Source organism: Gordonia tangerina, assembly GCF_021556435.1.
Taxonomy (GTDB): domain Bacteria; phylum Actinomycetota; class Actinomycetes; order Mycobacteriales; family Mycobacteriaceae; genus Gordonia; species Gordonia tangerina.
Map to the genome: position 1 here is coordinate 1 of NZ_JAKGCU010000021.1, position 26498 is coordinate 26498.

The following is a 26498-nucleotide window of genomic DNA, read 5'->3' on the forward strand; positions in this document are numbered from 1 at the left end:
ACCCGATGACCCCGCCCGACAACGCATCGACACCCTCCGCGGCCAACGCGCGAAATCGGTAGAGCGCGCCGACACCCGCGCCATGGAACGCTGGAACACACAGAACCCACCACCGTACTGAGTGGTGCAGGGATCTCGATACGCCCTCGGCTAGCGCCCCGGGCCACTCGATCAGCAGCGGTCAACCCAGCGCCGGCACATCGGCCCACTCGATCAGCAGCCGGTCAACCCTCCGCCGACACATCGGCCCACTCGATCAGCAGCCGGTCAACCCTGCGCCGGCACATCGGCCCACTCGATCAGCAGCCGGTCAACCCTGCGCTGGCACGCCGGGCCACTCGATCAGCAGTCCCGTGGACCCCTCCGCCGGAACATCGGGCCGGAATCGTCGGCACCGGTGACGCGATACCGTACGCGCGACGGCGGCTAAGGTTGACCGCGTGCAGGACAAACTGGTGTGGATCGACTGCGAGATGACAGGTCTGCGGGTCGAGTCCGACAAATTGATCGAAATCGCCGCGCTGGTTACCGACAGCGAACTCAATGTGCTCGGCGACGGCGTGGACATCGTGATCCACGCATCCGACGAGGACCTCGCGGCGATGCCGGATGTGGTCACCAAGATGCATGCGGCCTCCGGCCTCACCGAGGAGGTGCGGGCGTCGACCACCACCCTCGCCGAGGCCGAGAAGCAGGTACTCGATTACATCCGCACCCAGGTGTCCACCGCGGGCGCGGTCCCGCTGGCCGGTAACTCCATCGCCACCGACCGGGGATTCATCGCCCGCGACATGCCCGAACTCGACGCTTACCTCCACTACCGGATGGTCGACGTGAGCTCGATCAAGGAGCTGTGCCGTCGCTGGTATCCCAAGATCTACTTCGGCCAGCCGGAGAAGGGCCTGGCCCATCGCGCACTCGCCGACATCCGTGAGTCGATCCGCGAACTGAAGTACTACCGTGCCGCCGCGTTCGTGGCGGCTCCCGGACCGGAGGCCGACGAGCTCGCGACGATCGTGAAAGACCTCGGACCTGCGTGAACACGCGCGATGCGGGACCGATTGGAGTTCGGCCACCTCGACCCGCTAGAGTAAGTCCCTGGCTCTGGGGCCCGGTGAGAAATCCTGGGTGACGGACGCCGATGGTGGATGTAGTTCAGTTGGTAGAGCACCAGGTTGTGATCCTGGCTGTCGCGGGTTCGAGTCCCGTCATCCACCCCGACATGATGGCCCCCGGGTCCGCATCGAGCGGACCGGGGGCCATCGTCGTCAGTGGACCAGGAGTTGTCGCGGCTCAGACTCCGGCCTGCGCCATCCGCGTGCTCGGACGGATGTAGTTGTACCAGGTCACCCCCAGCAGCGCGATGAAGAAGAAGACGTAAAACCACAGCGCGGGTTCGATGTTGCCGAATGCGCTCTTGGACCACGCGTAGGCCAGCGGCACGATGAAACCGCCGAACGCACCGACCGACGAGATGATGCCCAGGGCACCGGCCGCCTGGCGCCGCATGTTCGTCATGATCTCGGGCGTCCCTCCGGCATCCTCACCCTTGACGCGGAAGATCTTGGAGATCATCCGGTAGGTGGAGCCGTTGCCGATGCCGGTCGCGACGAACAGCAGCATGAAAGCGGCGAAGAACACCGGCAGGTTCTCGGCCTTGACCGACCACAGAGCGATGGCCGCACCCACTGCCAGTGCGACGAAGCTGAACGCGGTGATTCGCGCGCCGCCGATCACGTCGGAGAGCTTGCCACCCAGCGGCCGGGCGATCGATCCGATGCCGGCCCCCAGGAACGCCCAGGTGAGCGCGATGTCGCCACGGTCGAACACCGCCTTCAGCAGGCTCGGGAAGGCCGCAGAGTAGCCGATGAACGACCCGAACGTACCGATGTAGAGCAGTGACATCACCCACGTCTCCTGGTGGCGCAGCGAGTCCCACACCGGCTTCACATCTGCTTTCGCCTCCGACAGGTTGTTCATAAACAAGAACGCGAGCACTGCGGCGCCCACGGCCAGTGGCGCATAGAACAAGCCGGCATAGGACAGGGTGACCCCGCCGCCGATGACCACGATGGTCGGGATGATCTTCTGCGCAACCGCCACACCGATGTTTCCGCCGGCTGCGTTCAGTCCGAGGGCCCAGCCCTTCTCCTTCTCCGGGTAGAAGAAGGAGATGTTGGCCATCGAGGAGGCAAAGTTGCCGCCGCCGAAACCTGCAGTCGCCGCGATCACCAGCAGCAGAGCGAACGGGATGTCAGGATTGGACCGGATGCGGCCGCGGTGCCATCGGAGTTGGCGGTCATCTGCACCACCACGATGCTCCACAGCAACCACACCGAGAATCCGATGTGCTCGGCGAAGATCGAGAAGCAGAGGTTCTTGAAGGCGACCTTCTTGCCGATCCTGTTCCAGAACGTCGGATCGTCGGGCTGCCAGTGGCGGATCCAATGACCTTGCTGATCGAGCAATACCTCGTCGGAGGTGCGCGAAGATTCCAGGGTTGAAGTCATCTCAAGGTACTTTCGTCGGTGGGAAGTGGCGACAGTGAACTGGGCGACGCTGCCCGAGAAGTACGCGATGAAGGTATGAACGGTTCGTTACCAGGTATGCATCCGGTTACACGACCATCAAGGTGCCCGCACACCCCCGCGCACCGCGTGTGAGGTGCCGCCCCTCACCTCGACGTGACATCAGAACTGTTGTGATGCAACATTTTTCGACGACTCCCCACCCCTCAACGCACCCCTGGGCAACCCGCCGCTGCACCGGCACGAAACGTTCACGTTCATGCCGTACCATCGCCGCCATGCTCGAGGACCTGAACAAGGCAGCGAAGAAGGCCGGACTGCACGTCGCACACGCCAAGAAGGACGGACTGTACTCCATCCGAAAGACCAAAAACGCCAAGCTGATCGCCAAGAACGTCGACGCGGATCAGGCTGCATCGATTATTGCCGACCACGCCTGACACACCCGGACCTCATCCGGACGCTCTCCGAGATCCACCCTCCCGACCCGGCTGTCGCGTCACCACGACGCCCGCCGCGGACCCGAGAGGGTGGATCTTTCGTTGCCCTGCCTCCAACAGGGCGCATGCGCTGGCGATCGGGTACCAGCCAGAAGGTGCGACGAGCGCCACACCGACCTGTTACCATGCCGTTACTTCAGGTCAAATGACCTAAACATTGCGTCGATAGCGTTGCTCGCACACCCAGGACCAGCGGGTCCACGGCACGGAAGGTCGCCATGAGCCAGGACATCTCACGTCGGCGTTTGCTCGGTACAACACTGGCCGCGGCGGGGGCCGCAGTAGGTGCGTCCGCGTTGGGCGGGATCGGCCGTGCACGCGCCCTACCCGGCGACACCGTCGACGCCATCGTCGTCGGCGGTGGGCTCTCCGGGTTGGCCGCCGCCAAGTCCCTCGTCGCCGCGGGCGCCTCGGTGGTGGTACTCGAGGCTCGGGAGCGGGCCGGCGGCCGCGTCCACAACATCTCCTCACCGAAACTCGGGGCCACCCTGGATGCCGGGGCCGAGTTCATCGGACCGACGCAAAATCACATCGCCGCCCTTGCCCGCGAGTACGACGTGCGCACCATCCCCACCTACAACCAGGGCGACAGCATCTTCTGGAACAGCGGTCAGAGTTCACGCATGCCGGCCGCTTTGCCGCTGCCGCTGCAAGCCGAGACGCTGCAGGCGGGGGCTGGTCTCGCCAGGGCCCAGGCCGACGCGTTGGCCGGTTTCCCGGTCGGCGAGCCGTGGAAGCATCCCAATGCGCGCTACCTCGACTCGTTGACCTGGGAGCAGTACAGCCACCAGATCGCGACGACATCGACCGCCCGGGCGCTGATGCAGGTGGCCATGTCTGCGCCGCTGTCGGTCCGCCCGGACGAGGTCTCGGCTCTGTACTTCCTGAACTACATCGCCGCGTCCGGCGACGAGAACAACCCCGGCACCCTCATCCGCTTGTTGAGCACCGACGACGGCGCCCAGGAGAGCCTCTTCGAAGGGGGCGCCGCACTCATCCCACTGCGGATGGCGCGGGCCCTCGGCGACCGGATGGTCTACAACGCCCCGGTACGGTCCATCGACTTCACCAGCGAGATCGCGACGGTGACCAGCACCGCCGGAACCTTCCGCGCACGCAAGGTGATAGTCGCGATGTCGCCGGCCATCAGCGATCAGATCAGGTACTCTCCCGGACTCCCGGCCGCCCGGATCGGCATCACCAGGGGCTATCACATGGGCGCGGTCAGCAAGTTCGCGGCGCTGTACCGCCGTCCTTTCTGGCGCGACAAGGGCCTGTCCGGCCAGGTATACGGCAACGGTCGACCCATCGATGTCACCTTCGAAAGCTACGCCGAGGATCGACACATCCTGATGGGGTTCATCTCCGCGGACGCCATGCGACGGCTGGACCGGGCACCGGAATCCCAGATCGTCCGCGAGTGCATCGGCAACTTCGTCGACTACTTCGGCCCCGAAGCACGCGATTTCATCGATCACGGCATCTACAAATGGGACCTCGACCCGTGGGCCCAAGGTGGCCCGGTGGCGGTCTCATCGCCGGGAACCCTGACCACCTACGGTCCCGCGCTGCGCGCGCCGGTCGGTCCGGTCCACTGGGCGGGTACCGAGACAGCCGACTACTGGACCGGCTACATGGATGGCGCTGTCCGTTCGGGCAAGCGCGCAGCACAAGAAGTACTCGGCTCGCTGAACTAACCGATCCTCCATCCGGTACAGCAAGGACACATGATGGCTCGAATGCCCGTAGAGAAACGACGAGACCTGTTGCTCGACGCTGCGTTTCGGGTCATCGCACGTAGCGGCGTCGACGGCGCAACCACCCGAGCCATCAGCAGCGAGGCCCAGGTGACACTGTCGACCTTCCACTACGTCTTCGAGTCGCGCGACGATCTCCTCGCCGCACTGGTCGCACGTGGCACCGACAACGAGATCTCGGTGATCGCCGAGGCGTTGTCGGCGGCCGCCGAGGATCTCGTCGACGGATACGACGGCATCCGGCTCATGTTGCGGGAGAGTCTGTTCGGCTACATCGATGGTGTGGTGGCCGACCCCGACCGCGAACAGGCGATGATCTCGCTCAACCAGTACGCGCGCCAGACCAGCGATCTCGCCTGGCTCGGCGCCGACATGTACCGCCGGTACTACGCGGCCATCGCCGAGGGCCTGGCCCGGGCGGCGGCGCAGGCGCACGTCGAGTGGGACAGACCCGTCGTCGACCTCGCTCCCCTGGTGGTGGCGGCCACCGACGGGATCACGCTGGCCTACCTCAACACCCGGGACAGATCGATCTGCGATCGGATCGCCGAGGCGACCGTCACCTTGATGCTCGGACACGTCGTCCGGAGGTGACCGCGGCGTCATCGACCGCGACAGCGTCGTCGCACCACATCACAACCACACAGGGGGCGACATGGAAGTGACCAGGAGATCACTGCTCTTGGGAGCAGCAGCGACCACCGTCGGGGGCGGCGTCGCACTCGTTGCCGGACAATCGACAGCGAGTGCGACGCCGAGCGGTCAGGCGCCGGCAGGGGGCAACGGTGCCGACGGCTATCTGATCGGCCGGGGTATCGCCGACATGACCGGCGCAATCGCGGGCCAGGGCATGATGGGCTATTCCGACGCCGATCAGGTTGCCGCCGGCCTCCTGCAACGATGCTGGGCGCGCGCCTACATCATCGTCGATCGGGCGACCGGGGAACGCGTCGTGTTTGTCACCAGCGACATCGCCTGCCTGTTCCAGTCGCACCACATGGGTGTGATGCCATTGCTGCACAAGCGTTTCGGCGATCTCTACACCGAGCGCAATGTGAACCTCAACGCCACCCACACGCACGCGTCGTGTGGTGGCACCGCGTGGGATTTCGCGTATTCGCTGGCCGCGTACGGCTTCAAGAAGAACTCCTATGACGCAGAGGTCAACGGTATCGTCACCGCCATCGCCCGCGCCCACGACGACCTCGCGCCCGGAACGATTTCGCTGGGCCGCGGCGAACTGCACGACGCGAGCCGCAACCGTTCTCGGGTTGCCTTCGACCTCAATCCCACTGCCGAGCGCCGGCAGTTTCCCGGCGCGATCGACCCGGCTGTCACCGTGCTACGCCTGAGCCGGGGCGGCACCGACGTCGGCGCCATCACCTGGTTCTCGACGCACGGTACCTCGCTGACCGACCGCAACCGGCTCATCGCCGGAGACAACAAGGGTTACGCGAGCTACCGCTGGGAGAGCACATCGCCGGGATTCGTCGCAGCATTTCCGCAGACCAACAGCGGCGACATGACGCCGAATCTCAACCTGATCAAGATGCATCCGAGCGGGCCGACCGACGACAACAAACGCAACTGCGAGATCGTCGGCGAGCGCCAGTATCTCGCCGGCCGCAGCGCATTCGACTCGGCCCGGCCGATGACCCGTGGCGGTGTCGACTCGATCGTGCGCTACGTCGACATGTCCGCGATCCGGATCGACGGCATGTACACCCCGGAGGGTAAACCGGCCGCGACGACGCCGGCCATGATGGGCGCGGCCGGCGCGGCCACCAGCACGGAGGACAACTGGCGTTCCCAACTCGGGTTTCTTCAGGAGGGCGCCACGAACCCGGTGGTCGCGGCCTTCGGCGGCGACAAGCATCCGCCAGTGTCCCCGTGGATGCGCGACATGCAGGCGCCCAAGCTGATCGCCTTTCCACTCGGCCTGCTCCCGCCCGCCCCGTGGATCCCGCACGTGGTTCCACTGCAGCTGCTGCGCATCGGCGAACTCGTGTTGGTCGCCATTCCGGCCGAGGTGACCATCGTCGCCGGATTGCGGCTGCGCACCGTTGTCGCCGATGCGCTCCGGGTCAGCGTGGACAACGTCCTCATCCAGGGCTATTCGAATGCCTACACGCAATACGTGACGACGCCCGAGGAGTACGACTCCCAGCAGTACGAAGGTGGTGAGACACAGTACGGTCGCTGGACGTTGTCGGCCTATCAGCAGGAATTCCACTCTCTCGCCGCCGCCATGGCGTCGGGCACCCCGCCCGGCCGAGGGCCGGCTCCGCTGGACAAGTCCGGTTTCCAACCCGATCTGCTACCACCACCACCTCCCGACCAGCCCATGGCCGGGCACGCCTACGGCGACGTCCTGGCTGCGCCGGAGCCCCGCTACCGCACGGGTAAAGTGGCCGCCGTCGAGTTCGTCGGCGCGCACCCCAACAACGACTTCCACACCGAGGGCACCTATCTGGAGGTGCAGCGCAGAACCGCAACGGGTTGGGCCACCGTCGCCGACGACAACGACTGGGAGACCACACTGCGCTGGCGGCGGCCGGCCGGCCAGAATGACGCATCGATCGTCCGGATCGAGTGGACGATCCCGGCACGGACCGTCGGCCGCTTCCGCATTCGTTATCGCGGTGACGCTCGCGGCGCCGACGGCAGCACGCGCCCGATCCACGGCGTCTCCCCCGGCTTCGTCGTCGGCTGATCGGCCGCCACCACCCAACGCGATAGGGTCAACAGGATTCACCGGCACGCACCGGGATTCACCTTGCACCGCACGACACTCACGAACAGGAACGCCACCGCATGAAGATCATGAGACTCGTCGTCCTGACGCTTGCCGGCGTGGTCACAACTTTGCTCACCGTGGCCACCGCTACCGCACACGGCGCGCCGACATCGCTCGCAGCGAGCCATCACACATTCGCGTCCACCGACGGCGCGTCGATCACCTCGGTGCTGACCAACGCCACCTTTGGTCAGCACGACACCAATGGGCTGACAGTGCTCGACCGGCACGGCAACACCATCGACCGAATCGCTCTGTCGATCCCACTCAACGGGGTCGACGTCCCACTGCGCACAACGGTCAGCGCAGATCGGACCACCGCAACCCTGGCGCCGCAGATCACCCCGGAGATCCGCGCCGCGATCGCGGCAGGCATGCATCCGGCATCGGCCAAGAAGGATCGCGCCTACCAGAAGATGATCTGGCACATCAACAACGGGTGGAATCGCGGCGGCGGCGTGGCCACCGCAGTCGGCGCGATCGTCGGACTCATAGTGGGATGTCTGGTGCTGGTCGGCTGCATCTGGGGCGCCGGCGTGGGCGCGGCCATAGGAGCTGTCGTCGGGATCAACAACGGGGACCCGCAGGCCGGACAGGCAATCCTGACCTGGATCAATACGCCGTAATCCCGGTCCCCCGGGAGCATCTCAGGTCCCGCGGAGGCGTGTCACCGCAACGTGGCGCGCATCAGCGAGACGTTGTATTGCGTCCAGGTCGACATGGTGAAGTACAGGTCGCGACCAGTCGACCACGGGTGCAGGAACCCACCGTAGAGCTGGGCATAGCGGGCCGAGTGCACCAGTTCGGCGGGCTCCGACCACAGTCCCTGCGGTGAACGCGCCGTACGCAGCACAATGGCTCCGCGGAATGCGTCGAGGTAGCTCAGTTGCCACCGCTGCGAGGCGGTGTCGTAGCGCGCCGACACCTCTCCGGCGGCGCCGGCGAACAGCGGCGACGCCACGTCCCCGTCCCGGGTCGGCACCCATCGGCCGTCGCGCCAGTATTGGTAGGCCGTCTTGTTGAGCACGTCGTCGGCGCGCACGCGGGCCAGGCCCACCGTGCCGATGCGCGACGTGGGCGTGCCGAACATGTAGACGTAACCGGCGTGCGGAACCATTGACGAGACCTGGAATCTGCTGGTGCCCAACAGATTGTCCCAGCGTGCGTACGGATCCTTGGTCCAGGTGGAGCCATCGTCGTCGGAATAGGCCAACCCGCCGTGATTGGTCAGCCACACACCGGGGATCGGTCCCCACGTGCGAACCGACATGTAGCTCATGTACTGCCGGTCGCCGAGGGCGAAACCCGACGTCGGGATGGTGGTGATCTCGTAGCGGTTGACGTGACGGGCGCGCAGCACCTGCGCCGCATGACAGCGACTGTCCTGCACCATGGTGTCGATCGACATCCCGTCATCGAGCCGGCGGTCGGAACTGAAGCCGAGCACGTTGCTGCGCCAGTCACCACCGTTGGCCCCCGGCGGAGTGAACCCCCGACCGAAGGTGTCGCCGAAGGCGATCGCGATCCGACCCGGCTCGGACTCCCACATGATGCCCAAGTCGGTGCCGTTGACCTGCCACCGCTTGTCGGTGCGGCTGGTCGAACCCTTACCGGTGAGCGTCGACACGAAGTCGACCTCGGCGACCCGAGGTGCGCTCGGCTTGGCACTCACCGGCGCCGACGCCGTGCCCGGATGCACCACCGGCGGCCGCGGCGGGAGCGGCGCCGGGTCCGGGTTGGGGACCGGCACCGGGATGTCCTGGGGAGCGGGATCGAGGGTGATCTTGGGGAACTCGATGGACAACGCCGGCCCGACGTCGTGCGGCCCGGGCGGGTCGGTGATGTCCGGACACGGGTCGGTGCACGGGTCCTGCGGGGGCAACTCAGACGGTATGCGGGTAGGCGGTTCCGCCGCCGATTCGGGCTCCGGCACCGGCACGATGCGCGGATACGGCAGAGGGATGCCGATCCGGTCCGGGATCAGCTCACGTGGATCGAATGGCGCCGGCGACGGCTTCGGCGGTAGATCTGCCGCGCAGCCCGAGCTGGGTAACCACGGCGGTGTCGGTGATCCGTCGGCGACGGCCGGCGTCGTGCCGAGCATCGCCGCGGCCAGACCCACGCAGACGCCCAGCACACCCACCGAGCGCGCGCACCGCATCATCAGTCCCTCCTCGACCCCAGGTCAGGAGAGAATGTAACACCCGTCACGTCTGATCGGGTGGCACGCGCACCGATGACCTCACAGGGACCGGGCGATGATCTCCTTCATGATCTCGTTGGTGCCCGCATAGATCTTCTGTACCCGGTTGTCGGCCCACATGCGCGCGATGGGATATTCGTTCATGTAGCCGTAGCCGCCGAAGAGCTGCAGGCATTCGTCGGCGACCACCATGGCCCGATCACTGGTCCACCACTTGGCCATCGCCACCGTGGGGATGTCGAGACGTCCGTCGAGGTGCTTGACGATGCAATCATCGACGAACACTCGCGCGATACGCGTCTCGGTGGCCGCCTCGGCGAGTTTGAACTTCGTGTTCTGGAAGCCGAAGATCGGGCGTCCGAATGCGGTGCGGTCCTTGGTGTACTCCAGGGTCTGCGCCACGGCCGCTTCCATCCCGGCGACCGAGGCCACCGCGATGATCAACCGTTCCTGCGGAAGCTGCTGCATCAGCTGGATGAAGCCCTGCCCCTCCTCGGCGCCCAGCAGATTCGAGGTCGGTACGCGGACACCGTCGAAGAACAGCTCGGAGGTGTCCTGCCCGCGCTGGCCGACCTTGTCGAGGACGCGACCGCGTCGGAACCCCTCGCGTTCGGCTTCGACCAGAATCAACGAGATGCCCTTGGCACCCTCGCCGACGTCGGTCTTCGCGACGACGATGATCAGGTCGGCCTGGCCACCGTTGGTGATGAAGGTCTTCGATCCGTCGATGACGTACTCGTCACCTTGCCGGCTCGCCTTGGTCTTGACATTCTGCAGATCCGAACCGGTACCGGGTTCGGTCATCGCGATCGCGCCGACCACCTCGCCGCTGGCCATCTTCGGCAACCAGGTCTGCTTCTGCTCCTCGGACCCGTAGGCGAGCAGGTAGTGCGCGACGATGCCGTTGTGCAGGCTCGCACCCCACGACGAATCAGCGATCCGCGCCTGCTCCTCGATCAGCACCGCTTCATGGGCGAAGGTTCCGCCACCGCCGCCGTATTCCTCCGGGATCGACATGCACAGCAGGCCGAGCTCCCCCGCCTTGTTCCACAACTCACGGTCCACGTGGTGCTGGTCGATGAACCGCTCGATGTTGGGCTTGATCTCCTTCTCGCAGAAGCTGCGGGACAGATCGCGCAGAGCGGCGAGTTCGTCGGTTTCCCAGGCAGAGCGGTCGGTCATCAGGCATCCTTCACGATCGGCGAGATTGTCATCGCCGATCGTAACAGTGATCGATGGCATAGTTGGCGCGCGGCCGGAGCCCGACCGCTCCGGTTGACCGACTCAGGCGTCGGCGTTGCCCTTCGACCACTCCGACCACGGGATGTTCCAGTCGCCGAGACCGTCGGTCCCGGACAGGGTCCCGCCCCCGGTGTTCTTCACGATGACCGGGTCGCCGCGCAGGGTGTTCTGCATAACCCACAACGCGTCGTCGGGGCTCAGATTCAGACAGCCATGGCTGGTGTTGGTATTGCCCTGCGCCCACACCGACCACGGCGCCGAGTGGAAGAAGATGCCGCTGTAGGACATCCGGGTTGCATAGTCGACCGGCGTGCGATATCCCTCGGCAGCGTTGATCGGGACGCCGTAGGTCGACGAGTCCATGATGATGTGCTCATGCTTGTCCGACACCAGGTAGACCCCGTTGTCGGTCTCGTGCCCCGGCTTGCCCATCGATGTCGGCATCGAGCGGATGACGTTGCCGTCGCGTGCGAACGTCACCTGCTTGGTGTTGTCGTCGGAGGTGATGATCATCGAACGACCGATGGTGAAGTTGGTCTTCACATTCTGTTGACCGAACAGCCCGTCGCCGAGGTCGATGCCGTAGGTGTTGACCGCAACGTCGACCTTGGTGCCGCTCTCCCAATAGTTCTGTGGGCGCCACCGGACTTCGGAGTCGCTGATCCAGTAGAAGGCGCCCTCCACCGGCGGGTTGGTCGTGATCCTGATGGCGTCCTGGGCGGCCTTGCGGTTCGGGATCGGTTCGTCGAACTTGATCGCGACCGGCTGGCCGACGCCGACGGTCTCGCCCGGCGACGGAGTCAGATACGGCAGCGTGAGGTTGTTGGGGGCCTGAGTGGTGAACGACACCCGCTTGGTGGTGCGGCCGCCGATGCCCACGGCGTCGGCCTGCAACGTGTAGGTGCGGTTGTATCCCAGGGGCTCGGCACTGGTCCACGTGGTGGCGTCCTCCGACAACACGCCCTTGACCGGCGAGCCGTCCGACTTGTCGATACGAACTCCGGTGATCGAACCCTCGCTGGCCGCGACCGTGATCGGCGCACCCGGCTGGATACCGACCGCTTGGTCGGCCAACGGCCGGTTGGCCAACTCGGTGACGGTCATACCCGGCCGCAGCATGTCGTCAAACAGGTTGGAGCTGCTGACATCAGACGAGTACGTCGCGTCCTGAGAACACGCGGACACCATGGCGATGACGGCGGCGAGAACGCCGAACAGGGCCAGCGGTGACCGCCGGCCGGTGCGGGTACGACTGATCCGCATGAATCTCCTCCTGGGAACACCTACGAACTCACCGTGCGACGTCGACGACGTAAGGATCTCCCCCTCGAGAGCACGGTCGATCTCAAGTGTACGAGACAATCCGTGGCCGGATTGTCCGAGTCGATCGGGTGTCCGACTCGGAGCCTTCTCGACAGAAAAGACGCCCCGCGCTACGCGGGGCGTCTTGAATGTCTGGTGCGCCATCAGGGACTCGAACCCCGAACCCGCTGATTAAGAGTCAGCTGCTCTGCCAATTGAGCTAATGGCGCTTGCCGGTGCGAGAAGGAACCTTACATGTCGGGGCGACAGAAGTGAAATCGCCTCCTCGCAACGCCGGGAACCACAGGCGGATCAGGCGTTACCCTTCTTCCACACCGACCACGGGATGTTCCAATCCCCGAGCCCGTCGTCGCCGGGGAGCGGTGGGCCCACGGTGTTCTTGACCTGAACGATGTCACCGCGCAGCGCGTGATCGAGGAACCACTTCGCGTTGGCCGGGCTCACGTTCAGACACCCGTTGCTCACATCGTCGACCCCCTGATCGCCGAGGGACCACGGTGCCGAGTGCACGTAGATGCCGCTGAAGGAAATCCGGGTGGCGTCATAGACGGTCTCCCGGTACCCCTCGGCCGAGTTGACCGGCACTCCATAGGTCGACGAGTCCATGATCACGCTGGGCTCGCGTTCGGCGACGATGTAGGTGCCGGTGTTGGTGGGGGTGGCGTCTTTGCCCATCGAAGTGGGCATCGTCTTGACCACCTTGCCGTTCACCGACACGGTGATCTGCTCGGTGTCGTCGTCGGCGACCGCGACGAGGCTGCGACCGACCGTGAAATTCGACGTCAGATTGTTGTCCCCGAACACACCGTCCCCGAGATCGACCCCCTTGGCGTCGACGCTGACCTTGACCTTGGTGCCGGGCGCCCAGAAATGCTCGGGCCGCCACCGCACCATGCTGTCGTTGATCCAATAGAACGCGCCCTGCACCGGCGGGTCGGTGGTCACGGTGATCGCGTTCTGCGCGTTGCGTTTGTCGGCTACGGGTGTGTCGAAGTTGATCGCGACGGGTTGTCCGATGCCGACCGTCTCACCGTCGGCGGTCACCGTGGACGCATATGCCAGCGACTCGGCCGACGCGGTGGTGAAGCCGATCTTGCGCGCGCCGACGCCGTCGACACCGCGTGCCGCGGCGTTCAACGTGTAATCCGTCCCGAAGTCCAATGCCCCGGACGAGGTCCACCGGGACCCGTCCGCGGACGTCGATCCCGCGACCGGGCCATCGGGCCCGGCGATCACCACCGACGACAGACTGCCGTCACGAGCGGTCACGGTGATCGGCGCGCCGGGCATCACGCCGACGGCGTTGTCGTTCATCGGGGTGTCGCCCCACCCGGTCACCGAGATGGTCGGTTGTGCCAGCGAATCGAGGCTCTGCGCATCGGTGACGGTATCGGGGTAGCCCGGCGCCAGTGAGCATCCGGCCAGGCTGGCCGCCACCACGACGATTGCCGCCGCGGCGCCGCGGGCGCGGACGGTCCGCGGCGTCTCGCCGCGGGCCGGCGTCACTTCATGATCTTTCGAACCACCAGGACCACCACGACGGCACCGACACCGGCCAACGCATACTTGACCGCCGGCGAGTTCAATGTCGCCACCGCCTTCTCCTTGGCGTCGGCGGCCAGCCGTTGCGGACTCGTGCGCTCGGCCAACGTGTCCAGGGTCTTGGCGAGATCTTCTCGCGCCTGCGCGATCTCCTGCTCGATACGTTCGGTATCCCCGGACACGTGGTTCCTCCCAATGGTCGACGGCACTGCGGTTGCGTTCACCTGTTCACGACGGGCTCGAGTCACGCGGGCCCGAGAGTCTGCGACCCAGGTCGCCGCGCGTCGCACTCGACTTTTCGAGGGTACGGCATGGGCGACGTCGCGCCCGGTGGACGGCGCGACGAACCTCCGTGTCGGCCGACACCGATCCGGGCGTTCGCGACAACCCACCCCGGTGACCACAGGTGATCTCCATCGACGATCGACTAGCCTGACCTACATGTCAGCAACCACGCGGCTGTCCGTCGGAGACCCCGCCCCCGCGTTCACCCTTCCCGACGCCCAGGACAACGCGGTGTCTTTGTCCGACTACGCCGGCCGGAAGGTCATCGTCTACTTCTATCCAGCAGCTGCAACTCCCGGCTGCACCAAGCAGGCATGTGATTTTCGCGACAACCTCGCCGAACTCAACGATTCCGGCATCGATGTCGTCGGGATCTCCCCGGACAAACCGGCCAAGCTGGCGAAGTTCGTCGCCGACGAGGGTCTGACGTTCCCGCTGCTGTCGGACCCGGAGAAGAAGGTGCTCACCGAATGGGGGGCATTCGGGGAGAAGAAGATGTACGGCAAGACGGTCACCGGGGTCATCCGATCGACCTTCCTGGTCGACGAGAACGGCACGATCGCCGCCGCCCAGTACAACGTCCGAGCCACCGGCCACGTCGCCAAGCTGCGTCGCGACCTGTCGGTGTGACGGTCGCCCGCAAGACCGACGACGATGTCCGCACCCCTTGCCGAGCCGCTGCTCCCGCGTAAACGCCCCACACAGGAGCGCAGCAAGAAGAAGTTCTCTGCGATGCTGTCCGCCGCACGCGATCTGCTCATCGAGGTGGGCTTCGAGTCGCTGACGTGCGAGGAGATCGCATCGCGGGCCGAGGTGCCGATCGGGACGCTGTATCAGTACTTCGCCAACAAGTACGTCATCGTATGTGAGCTCGATCGACAGGACACCGTCGGCGTCCAAGACGAACTCGCCGCCTTCTCCACCGAGATCCCGTCACTGGAGTGGCCCCACCTCCTCGAGAGGTTCCTGGACCATCTCGCTGCACTCTGGCGCGACGATCCCTCGCGGCGGGCGGTGTGGCTGGCGGTCCAGTCCACGCCGGCCACCCGCGCAACGGCGTCGGAGAACGAACGCGCACTCGCCGATCAGGTCGCCCGCATCCTCGCCCCGCTCACCCCGACCCAGCGCAACCGGCGCGAGATGATGTCGCAGGTGCTCGTACACACGGCGTACTCGGTGCTCAGTTTCTCCGTCCAGGATGGTCACGACCACGACGAGACGGTCGCCGAACTCAAGCGCATGCTGGCCGGCTACCTGCTTCTCGAGGAGACCACAGCGGAGGAGTGAGGTCGGCTGGTTCGCGCGGGTCCACCCAGTTCGCGCGCCCGGCAACTTCTCGCGCGTGAAATTGCGCGCGCGGTTGATCAGCAGGCGCGCGACAAGAATTCGATGGCACCGCGGCGGTCGGTCTGCGTCCAATCGGTATGACCACCTATCCCACCGATGAGCACGGCCTCATCTTTCGTTCCACAGCCCTCGCCGCCGGATACACCGACAACGAACTGACCCGAGCGCGTCGACGCGGCGACCTGGTATCCGTCGGTTCGGGTGCCTCGGTGACACCTGCCGAACGTACACCCGAGCAGTTGCATCGGCTGTCGGCGATCGCTGCGAGTAAGCAGGCGACCAAGCCGATCACGCTCAGTCATCAGAGCGCAGCGACACTGCACCAGCTGGCGATGCTCAAACCCAACTTCCGGCGCGTCCACACCACGACCGGCAGAAGTCAGGGCGCGCATCGCAGCTCGACCCGGCACGAACACACCGGAACGTTGACCGAGTCCGAGGTCGTCGTTGTGGACGGCGTCCGGGTGACGTCGCTGGAACGCACCGCGGTAGATGTCGCGTGTACGACGCCGCACGGGTTCGCTGGTGCGCTGAGCGTGTTCGACTCAGCGCTGCGAGCAGGCGCCGATAGTGAGGTGATGCGCGCGATGCTCCGGCGTCGCCGGCATGGCGTAGGGCAGGCGCGACGCGCGCTGCACCACGCGGACGGCGCGTCCGAGAACCCCGGCGAATCGTGGTCCAGGGCTCAGCTCATCGAGGCCGGTTTACCGATCCCGCGCCTGCAGAACGAGTTCTACGACGAAGACGGAGAACACGTGGCCCGGACTGACTTCGACTGGGCAGGGCTCCTCGTGGCCGAGTTCGACGGGGACGTCAAATATCGCAAGCATCTCAAGCCTGGTGAGACACCATTTCAGGCGATGAAGAGGGAGAAGACCCGAGAGGACGCCCTTCGTAAGCTCGGCATCATGGTGATCCGGTGGACCTGGAAGGATCTCGAAAAGGGAGTCGTAGCGGCGCAAGCCCGCGCTTGGCTCGCACGTCTGAACCTGATGGCCGCCTGACTTCGCGCGGCCGCCGACCATTCGCGCGTGAAATTTCACGCGCGGTTGATCAGCGGCCGCGCGAACTCGTCAGATGCCCTCGAGGATGGCGACGGCAGCGGCGGTGTCACCGTCGTGGGTCAACGAAATGTGCACCCGGGTGTCGGCGAGCAGGTCGCCGATCTCACCGCCGAGCCGGATGGCCGGGCGGCCCCAGTTGTCGGTGACGACCTCGATGTCGCTGTGACGGATCAACGGCAGCAACGGCTGTCGGGAGAACCGACTCACCGACCAGGCCTTCACCACAGCCTCTTTCGCGGCCCAGCGCGCAGCGAGATGACGGGCCTCGTCTCCGGTTCCGGCGGCGGCGTCGCGACGTTCGCGAACCGTGAACCGGTCCGCGAACGTCGTACCGGGTTGGCGCAACTGCTCGCCGAACTCCGGGATCGACACGATGTCGATCCCCACACCCAGCACGCTCATCGCCGCATCCGCGCCCGCGGTCACACCGCCTCGCCGGCGTAGCTGCCGTCGGCGCCCAGGCGGACCGACGGGTTCAGGAGCAGGCCGGCTTCGGCGTCATGCTCGTCGAGAGCCTCGTCGAAGCGGCGGTTCGGCGGCCGCTTGTAGGCCGGCTCGACACCGCACATTGCTTCGAGTAGACGGTGATTGCCCTTGCGCGCCCGCTCGGCGGACACCTGTCGGTACTGAGCGGCCTGCTCTGCGTCGAGCGTCGCGATGAACGCCTCCGGGTGGACCACCGCGATCAGGCCCGACACATGACCGAAGCCGAGGCTGGTGAGCAGACCCGCCTTCAACGGGAACCGCTCCCCCAGGTGCAGGGTCTCACGCGCCCAGACCAGATGCGGGTATTCGCGCATCTGCTCGTCGACACAATCGAGGCTGCGGTTGGGCGGGATGACGCCGTCACGCAGCAGCTGGCACAGACCGATCAGCTGGAAGGCGGCGGCACCACCCTTGGCGTGACCGGTCAACGACTTCTGCGAAACCACGAACAGCGGTGCGCCGTCGCCTCGACCGATGGCCGACGCGATGCGCTCGTGCAGTTCGGACTCGTTGGGGTCGTTGGCCCGCGTCGACGTGTCGTGCTTGGAGATGACCGCGATGTCGTCGGGGCTGACACCGAGCGCGTTGAGTGCGTTGGCCAGCGGCGAGGACTGGTTCCCGCGGGCGGCACCGAGCGCACCCAAGCCGGGTGCCGGGATCGACGTGTGCACACCGTCGCCGAAGCTCTGTGCCCACCCGACGACGCCGAGGACCGGCAGACCCATCTGCGCGGCGACGTCGCCACGGGCGAGCAGGATCGTTCCGCCACCGGCGGATTCGACGAACCCGCCGCGACGACGATCGTTGGCCCGGGAGAACCGACGCTCATCGATCCCGCGCGCCGACATCTTGGCCGACTCGGCTGTCGCCGACATGTCACCGAATCCGACGATGCCCTCGATGCCGAGGTCGTCGAAACCACCGGCCACCGCGAACAGCGCCTTGCCGACGCGGATCTTGTCCACGCCCTCCTCGACCGACACCGCGGCCGTCGCGCAGGCGGCGACCGGATGGATCATCGCGCCGTAGCTGCCCACATAGGACTGGACCACATGTGCGGCAACGATGTTCGGCAACGCCTCCTGCAGGATGTCATTGGCCTTCGACTCGCCGAGCAGCGTATTGATGTAGAGCTCGCGCATCGAGGTCATGCCGCCCATGCCGGTGCCCTGGGTATTGGCCACCAGACCCGGGTGGACCCACCGCATCAGCTCGGACGGGGTGAATCCCGATGAGAGGAACGCGTCCACGGTCGCGACCAGGTTCCACAGCGCCACCCGGTCGATCGACTCGGCCATGTCCGGGGTGACACCCCACCGGGTCGGGTCGAAACCGGTCGGAATCTGACCGCCGACGGTACGCGACAGTGAGAACTGTCGCGGTACCCGGATCTCGGTGCCGGCCAGACGGGTCACCTGCCAGTCACCGGTCTCGGCGTTCTCGGCGACCCGGGTCTTCTCCGGGTTCGCCGCGGCGAATGCCCGGGCCTCGGCCTCCGAGCTCACCGTGAAGGTGAGGTCCTCGTCGAGGAACACCGAGGTGAGCAGCGGCGAGGTGTTGTCCACCATCGCACCCTCGTCGGCGTAGCGGCGGATGCCGCAGCGTGAGACGACCTCGTCGTGGTAGCGCTCGAAGATCTCGCTCTCCGGCACCGGGTCACCGGACTCGGTGTCGTACCAGCCCGGCTTGGGCGCGGTGTCCCAGTGGATCAGGCCGGTATTCCACGCCAGCTCCACAACACCTGCGGCCGACAGCTTCTCGTCGACCTCCATCTCGAACCGGGTGCGAGCCGAACCGTACGGGCCCAGCTCGCCGGCGCCGACGATGACCACGAGGTCTTCGGGTCGGGCGTCGATCGACGGCCACTGCGGGGTCATCGACTTCGGTGCACGGGCCGGTGCGGGCAACGCCGCGACCGTCGCCACCTCGCGCTCGTCGGCCGGCTCCTCTTCGGCTGCCGTCTCAGCGGCTGCCGATGCGAGGGCCTTGAGGTCGATAGACGGGTCGAGTCCACCGGTGAAGTCGGCGACGATGGCTGCGCTACGCGCGCTCTCCCGCTGCTCCGGCGTGCACAAGCCGAGCAGGTTGGCGGCCATCTCGTCGGTGCTCCAGGTGCGGACACCGGCAGCCTCCACCGCATCGACCATGCCGTCGTTGTGACCCATGAGTCCGGTTCCGCGGACCCAACCGATCAGCGCATGCGCGAGGGTCGTCTTCTGGTTCCAGGAATCCTCGGCGCCCCATCGGGTGACCAGGGCATCCAGTGCGGCCTTGCTCTCGCCGTAGGCGCCGTCGCCGCCGAACATGCCGCGGTTGGGCGAACCGGGCAGCACCACGTGCATGCGGGCAGCGATGTCGTGGTCGGCGTGGATATCGGCCAGACCGGCGATGAGCCGTTCCACCGACCACAGCAGCACCTTCATCTCCAGCTCGGCCCGAGCGCCCGCGTCGGTGAGGTCACCGGCGACCCGCGGCGCGGCGAACGGGAACAGCAGGGTGGGCTTCATCGTCGGCTTGATGACCGATGTGGTGCCACCGAGGTTCTCGGTCTGCTCCGCACCGATCCACTCGACGAGGTCGTCGACGTCGGTGTAAGAGGCCATGTTCGCCGGCGCCACCCACAGGGCGGCGTCGTAACGTGCGTTCTCCCGGTAGAGCTTCTTGTAGAACGCGAGCTTCGCCGAGTCGAGGCGCGAGGTGGTCGCGACCACGGTCGCACCGCCGGCCAACAGTCCACCGATCACGCCGGAGGCGATCGAACCCTTACCCGCACCGGTGACCACAGCGATCTCGCCGGCGTACTGCCCGGCACCCGGAGCCTCCGCAGCATTCGCGATGTCGGCGAAAATCCGTGCGTGCACGGCATTTCCACCCGACAACGCCTTGCCCTGCCACCAGGTGGCATGCTGCGCGACGGTGTCACCAGCCCCGGTGAAGCGCGCGACAACCGAGTCGTGATCGGTGTCGAGTTCACTCTCGGCGGTCAGCCAGATACGAACCAGGTCCTCGCGGCTGGTCGCCCACCGGTCGTCGACGAGGACGACCTTGGCGGTGTCGAAGGCCGGCGCGACGGTGCGCGCCCAGTCGGAACCGAGTTCGGCGCTGACGCGTTCGGCCACAGCGGCGTTCGGGTCATCGACGATCTCGGCGGTCGAGGCATCGTCGGCCAACCCGAGCTTGGCCAGGACGGTGTACGCGGCCGACGCCAACGCTCCCGAACGTCCGGTGATCTGCTCGGTGAACTCGCCGAGAGCCGCGGCGTCCACGGTGGCGCCGCCACCGCCCTCGGCGGCGGGCTTGGCCACCGAGATGCCCCGCTGCGCACCGACCGAAGTGACGGCGCGGTCGATCAGGGCGTCGAGCGCATCGGCGTTGGCCAGCGGCCCGTCGAGCAGGTTGCCCAGATCTTCGCCACGCACGCTGGCGCCCTCGCGGGTACCGAGCGCCACGGCCACAGCGGTGTGCAGACCCCAACCCTCGCCGAGCTGCCACACGTTGGTCACGCGATCGGTGATGTATGACTGGCGCTTTCCGACCGGTCCGAGGACCTTGCGGATTTGGTCACCGACGGCATCGGTGAGCACCGGCCCCAGCGGGCGGTAGCCGCGGGCCAGGGTGTTGACCGTCGAGGAGAGTGCGTTCATGTCCGCTTCGGCGGCACCGTCGATGGCACCGAGGCCGAGTTCGCCGCCGATGTCGAGCAGCAGCTGGTTACGACGTGACGAGACGCCATCGCACAGTGCCTCGATGGTGTCGGCCGAACCGATCTGATCGGTGCGCATCTTGGTCCACAGCGCGATCACCGAGCGGACCGCGTCGGCCGGGCCGAAGGCGATGTCGTCGGGCCGCGGTCCGGCGGCGGCCGCCGGAGCCGGAGCCGCTGCGGGCGCGGGTGCCGGGGCCGCCGCAGCCGCCTCAGTGGCCTCCGTTGCCGGGGCGGCCGACTCCTCGACCTCGGCCTCGGGCTCAGGACCGGAGTCCTTGGCCAGGATGACGTCCGAGTCGCGCTCGACGTTGACGACCTCGGTGGTCGCCGATGCGTAGTCGTCGAGTTTGAGGGTGTTGCCGGCGAGACCCGCCAGTGTCGGCGCTCCCTTCAGGCCGATCTCGACGAACCGCTGGATACCCAGACCGTCACGTTCGGTGCCGGCGAAGAGCAGCTCCTGGGTTTCGATCCAGCGCACCGGGCTGGCGAACTGCCAGGCAAGGAGTTCGATGAGGATGACGCGAGCCAGATCGCTCGGCCTCTCCGCCCACGAATCCCAATCGGCGAGAACCGCATTCAACGGGTCCGAGGGCACCAGTGCCGCGATCTCCTCGACGAACGGACGCTCGAGGTTGAACAGCCGCGGCACGAGGTTCGGGATGTAGTGGCCGACGAGGATCGCGGGGTCGAAGTGCTCGGGCAGCAGATCCTCGAGCTTGGACCGGAACTCCGGCACACCGGCGCGAAGCACACTGGAGTGGAACGGCACGTCGATGCCGGGCACCAGAATGAACGACTTCTTGCCACCGAATTCCAGTCGGCGACGCTCGATCTCGTTCTCCAGGTGCTCGAGCCCGCGGACCGTGCCGGCGATCGCGTACTGCGAGCCGAGCAGGTTGAGGTTCACGACCTCCAGGAACTCACCGACCGAGTCGCCGACCTCGGCGACGAATGCGGTCACCTCGGAGTCGGCCAGGCCGAACTGGCTCGGGCGGATGGCGGCCATCCGATAATCGCTGCGGCCCAGTTCGTCTCGCGGCACGAGATGGTGCATGGCCTCGCCACGCTGGAACACGACCTCCAGGACGGCCTCCAGCGGAAGGACGCCCGCGCACGCTGCCAGCGCGTTGTACTCGCCCACGGAGTGGCCGCAGGTGATGGCACCCTCGACGAAGCCACCCGACTCCTTGAGCTCGGCGATCTGCGCGACGCCCAGGGTCGCCATCGCGACCTGGGTGAACTGCGTCAGGTACAGCACGCCGTCGGGGTGGTTGTAGGTGGTCCCGTTGGCCACCAACGTGGTCGGGTTGTCGCGCACCACCGCGAGGATGGAGAAACCGAGCGCGGCGCGGGTGTGCTTGTCGGCACGGTCCCAGATCTCGCGGGCGGCCTTCGAGCGCGATCGCGCATCGAGACCCATCCCCTTACTCTGGATGCCCTGGCCGGGGAATGCGTAGACGGTGCGCGGCGCGGCGAGCAGGCCGGTCGCGCTCATCACCAGGTCGTCGCCGACCTTGGCGGACACCTCCACGACCTCTCGTCCGGCATCGAGTCCGACCCGGTCGACCCGGACCGTGATCGAGTCGCCGGTGCGCACCATGCCCAGATAACGCGCGGTCCATCCGATCAACGGACGCGGCGACGGGATCGGGTTCTTGCCGTCGGTGGCGGTGACGACCTGCTGGGCTGCGGCCGACAGCCACATGCCGTGCACGATCGGGTCACCGAGCCCGGCCAGTCGGGCCGCGTTGGCATCGGTGTGGATCGGGTTGCGGTCACCGGAGACCGCGGCGAAACCGGTCATCCTGCTCGGGGCCGTGATGGTCGCCTGCCGCACGAGTTTGCGGGTGGCCGACTGTTCGGCGCGGGCGGCGCCACCGGCCCGGGCGGGGTCGCTGAGCTGCTCGGCTCCGAGTCGCCCGCGAATGGCGAAGCGCTCATGCAGGTGCGCGATATCACCGGACGGCCCGGCGATGTCGACGCTCACCTCGACGACCCGGCCCACCTCGGTGTCGTGTACCGCGCCGGCACGTGCGGTCACGGTGAGTTCTGTCGCAGTGGTGGGGATATCACCGACCAGCGTGACGGCGTGGTCGAGATGGACCAGATCGAGCAGTCCTTCCACCACCGGCGCACCCGACGCGGTGCGTGCCGCGCCGATGACACTGAAGACACTGGGCCACGAGGAACCGACCAGCGTGTCCGGGACGGCGAAGCCGAAGGGTTCGGTCGGCGTCGTCGGACGCAGATGCGCGGGCATCGTGTAGCCGGTGACGGCGGCGTGATCGGCGACGTCATCTGGATTCCAGCCGACCGTGGTCACCGACACGCCGTCGGACACCTCGGCCAGCGAACCGCCGGCGGCGACGGTGAGGATCTCCGACATCGCGGTGGCGGCCTCGTCGACGCCGACGCGTGGGTTTCCACCGTCGCGGATCGTCTCGTCGACGTGCAACGGAATACGCACCGACGCACCGGAAATGGGGGTGATCAGATCGAATCGCGTCCCGTCGAGTCGCTCGGCGTCGCCGGCAACCCGCTCGAGGACCGATCCGGTCGGCTCGTGTTCTGCGCGGTCGGGATCGACCAGCTGCCAGCGATCCACGTCACCGAGAAGCGCGATGGGGTTGGGAACCATCCGACCGACCCAGTCGACGTCGTCGGCCTCGAGCACCGCGACGATCGCGCCGTCGCCGCGGACCATCCCGGCGTCCTTGCGGGTGTCGGTGGCGAGCGCCTCGACACCGGTCCCCTGCAGGTCGGTTACCACCTGTGCCTCGAAGCGGTCGAGCAGATCACCCACGGGCTCATCGACGCGGGTGATACCGGACACCGCAACCGGACCGGGGATCACGCAGACCGCGTCGGCCGGGTAGCGGGCATCGTGAGCCTGCCACAGGGAGTCGCTACGCCACCAGCGGCGCACGTCCTTGTCGATGACAGGCACGAAGTTCACCGGCTTGCCCGGGGTGCGGCAGAGCTCCAGGAAGAAGGCCACATCGGCCGGATGCAGCACGTCGCGCTCGATCTGCGGGTACACGCTGCCGATCGCGTCGATGGCGGCGTGCGGGTCGTCGGTGGAGCCCAGCGCGCCGAACATCGTCGGGATCTCGCCCGAGTCGGCCGGGTTCATCCGCGCCTCGGTGCGCTGCAGCATGTCGACAAACCGCTGCTGCCAGGTGATGTCGGCCCACGGGTACTGGTCGGCACGACCGTCGCCGACCGCGAGGGTTGCGTAGCGGTCCAGCCACTCGCGGTAGGTCATCTCGGCGATGTCGCCGAAGTAGGGCTTGGCGGTACCGGCCATCGCAGCGATGATCTCGTCGCGGCGTTCGGCGACGGCCTCGGCGTCACCGGCGACCTCGTCGAGCAGTCGGCCGCACTGGGAGGCCGTGTTGTCGATCTCGTGGATGTCGGCACCGAGTTGGCTGCGCCCCGATGCCATTCCGGCGGTGGCGTGTCCGGCACCGATCCATTCTTCGCAGCCGACAGTGTCCACCAGCAGCTGTTTGACCTCGGGGGCGGTGGTGGCCTCTTTGGCGGCCATCGCCGCGGTGCCGACCAGGATGCCGTCGAGCGGCATCGCCGGATATCCGTAGGCCGACGACCAAGCGCCGGTCAGGTATTCGCTGGCGCGCTCGGGCGTGCCGATGCCTCCGCCGACGCAGATGATGACGTTGTCGCGCGCGCGCAGCTCACCGTAGGTGGCCAGGAGCAGGTCGTCGAGGTCCTCCCACGAGTGGTGGCCACCTGCGCGGCCCCCCTCGATCTGCACGATCACCGGGTGATGGGGCACCTCGGCGGCGATCCGCACGACGGCCCGGATCTGCTCGACGGTGCCCGGCTTGAACGCCACGTAGTGCAGGCCGGCCTCGACGAACTCGTCGACGAGGGCGACCGCGTCCTCGAGTTCGGGGATGCCGGCCGAGACCACGACACCGTCGATCGGGGCGCCCTGCGCGCGGGCCTTCTGCACCAGGCGCTTGCCGCCCAGCTGCAGCTTCCACAGGTAGGGGTCGAGGAACAAGGCGTTGAACTGCGCCTGCCGACCTTCGTCGAGCAGATCGGTGAGACGTGCCACGTTGTCGGCGAAGATCTGCTCGGTGACCTGACCGCCACCGGCGAGTTCGGCCCAGTGGCCGGCGTTGGCGGCCGCGGCGACGATCGCTGGGTCGACGGTGGTCGGGGTCATGCCGGCCAGCAGCATCGGCGAACGTCCGGTGAGCCGCGTGAACGCGGTGTCGACCGCGGTGCGACCGTTCGGCAGCGTGATCAGTTGCGGGGCGAACTGCTGCCACGGGCGGGCGACCTCGGGGATGCCGCCGGGGCTGAAGAGGTTGCGTTGACCCTGACGCAGCGCCGCGGGTACCAAGCCCACGCCCTGTCCGCGTACCAGAGTCGACGTCAGCCGGGTGGCCAGATCACCGGGACCGAAGTCCAGGACCCACTTGGCCCCCTCCGACACGACGCCGTCGACGGTGGCAACCCAGTCCACCGGGTCCACCAGCACGGCACGCGCATGCCGCACTGCGGTGTCGACGTCGATTCCGCACGCCTCGGCCCACTGTGCGACCAAATCGACCGCGGGCTGCATCGTCGGATGGTGGAACGCGACGCTGACGCCCAGGTGATCGAACTTCGGCGCGAACGGCGCGCCGCCGGTGACCTTGCGCTTGCGCTCGTCGGCTTCGGCCTCGGCGATGCGCTCACAGAACGCGGCAAACGCGGCGAGATGACGCGGGGCGCCCGACAGGGCGACCGACCGGCGCCCGTTGTTGATCGCCAGAACCGGCGCGGCGGCCCGTTCGGCCTCGCTCAGCGCGGCGCGGTACTCGACGAGGATCTCCGAGACACGTTCCGGGGCGACTCCGCTGACCGCCAGCATCGGACTGCCGTCGGTGGAGGTCGCCAGCCCGCGGCGACGAGCGATCAAGGTGCCGGCGGCACCGATCAGCTGAGCAATCGCCAGTAGCAGCCCCTGCCCGGTCTCGGCGACATGACCGTCGGCACCGATCGCGTCGGTCGCGATCGCGCCCTGGGAGTGACCGATGACGGCGCGCGGCGCGATGGCCGCGGTGTCGAGGCCCTGCTTCTTGAGCGCTTCGATGGCAGCGAGTTGGGTGAGCAACACACCGGGGCCGGACAGGGTGAAATCGGCCAGCTCGGTATCGCTCGGGACCGGCTCTTCGGCGTCGAGTGCGCGGACCCAGGTCAGCGGGTGGAAACCGTCGGCCAGCGCGATGGTGACCTGATCGGCCACCGGATCGATGATGCGCTCGGCGGCAGCCACGATCTTGGCGATGCGGTGTTCCAGATCGGCATCGACGACGAGCTCGGCCAGGGTGGGCAGCCACGGCGAGCCCTGCCCGCCGAAGCTGATGGCATACGGCTCGCCGTCGGCGAGACGATCGATCAGCGTCGCAGCGGGGCGATTCGAGTGCGCGGCACCCTGCGCTCCGGAGCGGTAATGGTCGACGGTCACGGGCACTCCTCTTGTCTCGACACGTCACGGAGGTGTCGGGTCACGGGTTTGGGGCGGTTGTCGGCGGCGGGGGTGTCGCGGAGACTCACCAGAAGCTCGCGCGGGGGTCGTCGGATGGCCTGGTCACGTCCAGTGCAGCGGTCTCTGACACACTGGTGTACACGCCTGCCGCGCAACGGGTTTGGCGGCCGCGAGGCTCATCCATGAGCCTTCGCCGACGTGAACGTGACCCAATG

Annotated in this window: 16 protein-coding genes, 2 tRNA genes and 1 pseudogene; 10 read left to right on the forward strand and 9 right to left on the reverse strand. The window is 66.9% G+C overall.

From position 1 onward, the window contains the following. The first annotated feature begins 440 nt into the window (after positions 1-440). Positions 441-1040, forward strand: coding sequence for an oligoribonuclease (gene orn, locus L1892_RS18590; RefSeq protein ID WP_235725133.1), 600 nt, complete (start codon positions 441-443; stop codon positions 1038-1040). 104 nt (positions 1041-1144) lie between these two features. Next, positions 1145-1217: transfer RNA gene (locus L1892_RS18595), tRNA-His, on the forward strand. 76 nt (positions 1218-1293) lie between these two features. On the opposite strand, the pseudogene L1892_RS18600 reads toward L1892_RS18595, so the two are convergent. Next, positions 1294-2510 (reverse strand): annotated as a pseudogene (locus L1892_RS18600) (MFS transporter). A 296-nt stretch (positions 2511-2806) separates the two neighbouring features. Between L1892_RS18600 and L1892_RS18605 the strand changes: the two are divergent. From L1892_RS18605 to L1892_RS18625, 5 genes are all read left to right on the forward strand, one after another. Next, positions 2807-2968 carry a hypothetical protein gene (locus L1892_RS18605; protein ID WP_235725134.1) on the forward strand — a complete coding sequence of 54 codons (162 nt, stop codon included), beginning with the start codon at positions 2807-2809 and terminating at the stop codon, positions 2966-2968. Between the two features lie 278 nt (positions 2969-3246). Beyond that, on the forward strand, positions 3247-4725 hold the full coding sequence (locus tag L1892_RS18610) for a flavin monoamine oxidase family protein (RefSeq protein ID WP_235725135.1): 1479 nt from the start codon (positions 3247-3249) through the stop codon (positions 4723-4725). A gap of 33 nt (positions 4726-4758) precedes the next feature. After that, positions 4759-5379, forward strand: a complete 621-nt coding sequence (locus tag L1892_RS18615; protein ID WP_372475232.1) for a TetR/AcrR family transcriptional regulator — start codon at positions 4759-4761, stop codon at positions 5377-5379. Positions 5380-5440: 61 nt separating this feature from the next. Continuing rightward, complete coding sequence (locus L1892_RS18620) at positions 5441-7498, forward strand: neutral/alkaline ceramidase (protein WP_235725137.1); 2058 nt, start codon at positions 5441-5443, stop codon at positions 7496-7498. Positions 7499-7599: 101 nt separating this feature from the next. After that, positions 7600-8208 carry a DUF8020 domain-containing protein gene (locus tag L1892_RS18625; RefSeq protein ID WP_235725138.1) on the forward strand — a complete coding sequence of 203 codons (609 nt, stop codon included), beginning with the start codon at positions 7600-7602 and terminating at the stop codon, positions 8206-8208. A 41-nt stretch (positions 8209-8249) separates the two neighbouring features. On the opposite strand, the gene L1892_RS18630 is transcribed toward L1892_RS18625, so the two are convergent. From L1892_RS18630 to L1892_RS18655, 6 genes are all read right to left on the reverse strand, one after another. After that, positions 8250-9746, reverse strand: coding sequence for a DUF4185 domain-containing protein (locus L1892_RS18630; protein WP_372475234.1), 1497 nt, complete (start codon positions 9744-9746; stop codon positions 8250-8252). A gap of 78 nt (positions 9747-9824) precedes the next feature. After that, entirely contained in the window at positions 9825-10967 is a 1143-nt protein-coding gene (locus L1892_RS18635; RefSeq protein ID WP_235725139.1) for an acyl-CoA dehydrogenase family protein, read from the reverse strand. Positions 10968-11069: 102 nt separating this feature from the next. Continuing rightward, positions 11070-12290, reverse strand: a complete 1221-nt coding sequence (locus L1892_RS18640) for a L,D-transpeptidase (protein WP_235725140.1) — start codon at positions 12288-12290, stop codon at positions 11070-11072. 193 nt (positions 12291-12483) lie between these two features. Next, positions 12484-12559, reverse strand: a tRNA-Lys gene (locus L1892_RS18645). Between the two features lie 82 nt (positions 12560-12641). Further along, positions 12642-13856, reverse strand: coding sequence for a L,D-transpeptidase (locus tag L1892_RS18650; RefSeq protein WP_372475236.1), 1215 nt, complete (start codon positions 13854-13856; stop codon positions 12642-12644). After that, positions 13853-14074 carry a DUF3618 domain-containing protein gene (locus L1892_RS18655; protein ID WP_235725141.1) on the reverse strand — a complete coding sequence of 74 codons (222 nt, stop codon included), beginning with the start codon at positions 14072-14074 and terminating at the stop codon, positions 13853-13855. The genes L1892_RS18650 and L1892_RS18655 overlap by 4 nt, the downstream gene beginning before the upstream one ends. Positions 14075-14333: 259 nt before the next feature. Between L1892_RS18655 and bcp the strand changes: the two genes are divergently transcribed. The 3 genes from bcp to L1892_RS18670 all read left to right on the forward strand — a co-directional run bounded on the left by bcp (position 14334) and on the right by L1892_RS18670 (position 16528). Beyond that, the gene (bcp, locus tag L1892_RS18660; protein ID WP_235725142.1) at positions 14334-14807 is read left to right on the forward strand and encodes a thioredoxin-dependent thiol peroxidase; all 474 of its coding nucleotides are present in this window, start codon (positions 14334-14336) and stop codon (positions 14805-14807) included. A 24-nt stretch (positions 14808-14831) separates the two neighbouring features. Beyond that, on the forward strand, positions 14832-15464 hold the full coding sequence (locus L1892_RS18665) for a TetR/AcrR family transcriptional regulator (protein ID WP_235725143.1): 633 nt from the start codon (positions 14832-14834) through the stop codon (positions 15462-15464). A gap of 137 nt (positions 15465-15601) precedes the next feature. Next, on the forward strand, positions 15602-16528 hold the full coding sequence (locus L1892_RS18670; protein WP_235725144.1) for a hypothetical protein: 927 nt from the start codon (positions 15602-15604) through the stop codon (positions 16526-16528). A 69-nt stretch (positions 16529-16597) separates the two neighbouring features. On the opposite strand, the gene acpS is transcribed toward L1892_RS18670, so the two are convergent. Next, a complete protein-coding gene (gene acpS, locus L1892_RS18675; protein ID WP_235725204.1) occupies positions 16598-16990 on the reverse strand; it encodes a holo-ACP synthase AcpS in 393 nt (130 codons plus the stop codon). Positions 16991-17010: 20 nt separating this feature from the next. Beyond that, the gene (locus L1892_RS18680; RefSeq protein WP_235725145.1) at positions 17011-26262 is read right to left on the reverse strand and encodes a type I polyketide synthase; all 9252 of its coding nucleotides are present in this window, start codon (positions 26260-26262) and stop codon (positions 17011-17013) included. Positions 26263-26498 lie beyond the last annotated feature (236 nt).

Excerpts from the sequence above, each read along its gene's own strand:
- L1892_RS18605 (WP_235725134.1), top strand. The coding sequence starts at position 2,807 with ATGCTCGAGGACCTGAACAAGGCAGCGAAGAAGGCCGGACTGCACGTC.
- L1892_RS18610 (WP_235725135.1), top strand. The coding sequence starts at position 3,247 with ATGAGCCAGGACATCTCACGTCGGCGTTTGCTCGGTACAACACTGGCC.
- L1892_RS18615 (WP_372475232.1), top strand. The coding sequence starts at position 4,759 with ATGGCTCGAATGCCCGTAGAGAAACGACGAGACCTGTTGCTCGACGCT.
- L1892_RS18620 (WP_235725137.1), top strand. The coding sequence starts at position 5,441 with ATGGAAGTGACCAGGAGATCACTGCTCTTGGGAGCAGCAGCGACCACC.
- L1892_RS18625 (WP_235725138.1), top strand. The coding sequence starts at position 7,600 with ATGAAGATCATGAGACTCGTCGTCCTGACGCTTGCCGGCGTGGTCACA.
- L1892_RS18630 (WP_372475234.1), bottom strand. The coding sequence starts at position 9,746 with ATGATGCGGTGCGCGCGCTCGGTGGGTGTGCTGGGCGTCTGCGTGGGT.
- L1892_RS18635 (WP_235725139.1), bottom strand. The coding sequence starts at position 10,967 with ATGACCGACCGCTCTGCCTGGGAAACCGACGAACTCGCCGCTCTGCGC.
- L1892_RS18640 (WP_235725140.1), bottom strand. The coding sequence starts at position 12,290 with ATGCGGATCAGTCGTACCCGCACCGGCCGGCGGTCACCGCTGGCCCTG.
- bcp (WP_235725142.1), top strand. The coding sequence starts at position 14,334 with ATGTCAGCAACCACGCGGCTGTCCGTCGGAGACCCCGCCCCCGCGTTC.
- L1892_RS18665 (WP_235725143.1), top strand. The coding sequence starts at position 14,832 with ATGTCCGCACCCCTTGCCGAGCCGCTGCTCCCGCGTAAACGCCCCACA.
- L1892_RS18670 (WP_235725144.1), top strand. The coding sequence starts at position 15,602 with ATGACCACCTATCCCACCGATGAGCACGGCCTCATCTTTCGTTCCACA.
- acpS (WP_235725204.1), bottom strand. The coding sequence starts at position 16,990 with ATGAGCGTGCTGGGTGTGGGGATCGACATCGTGTCGATCCCGGAGTTC.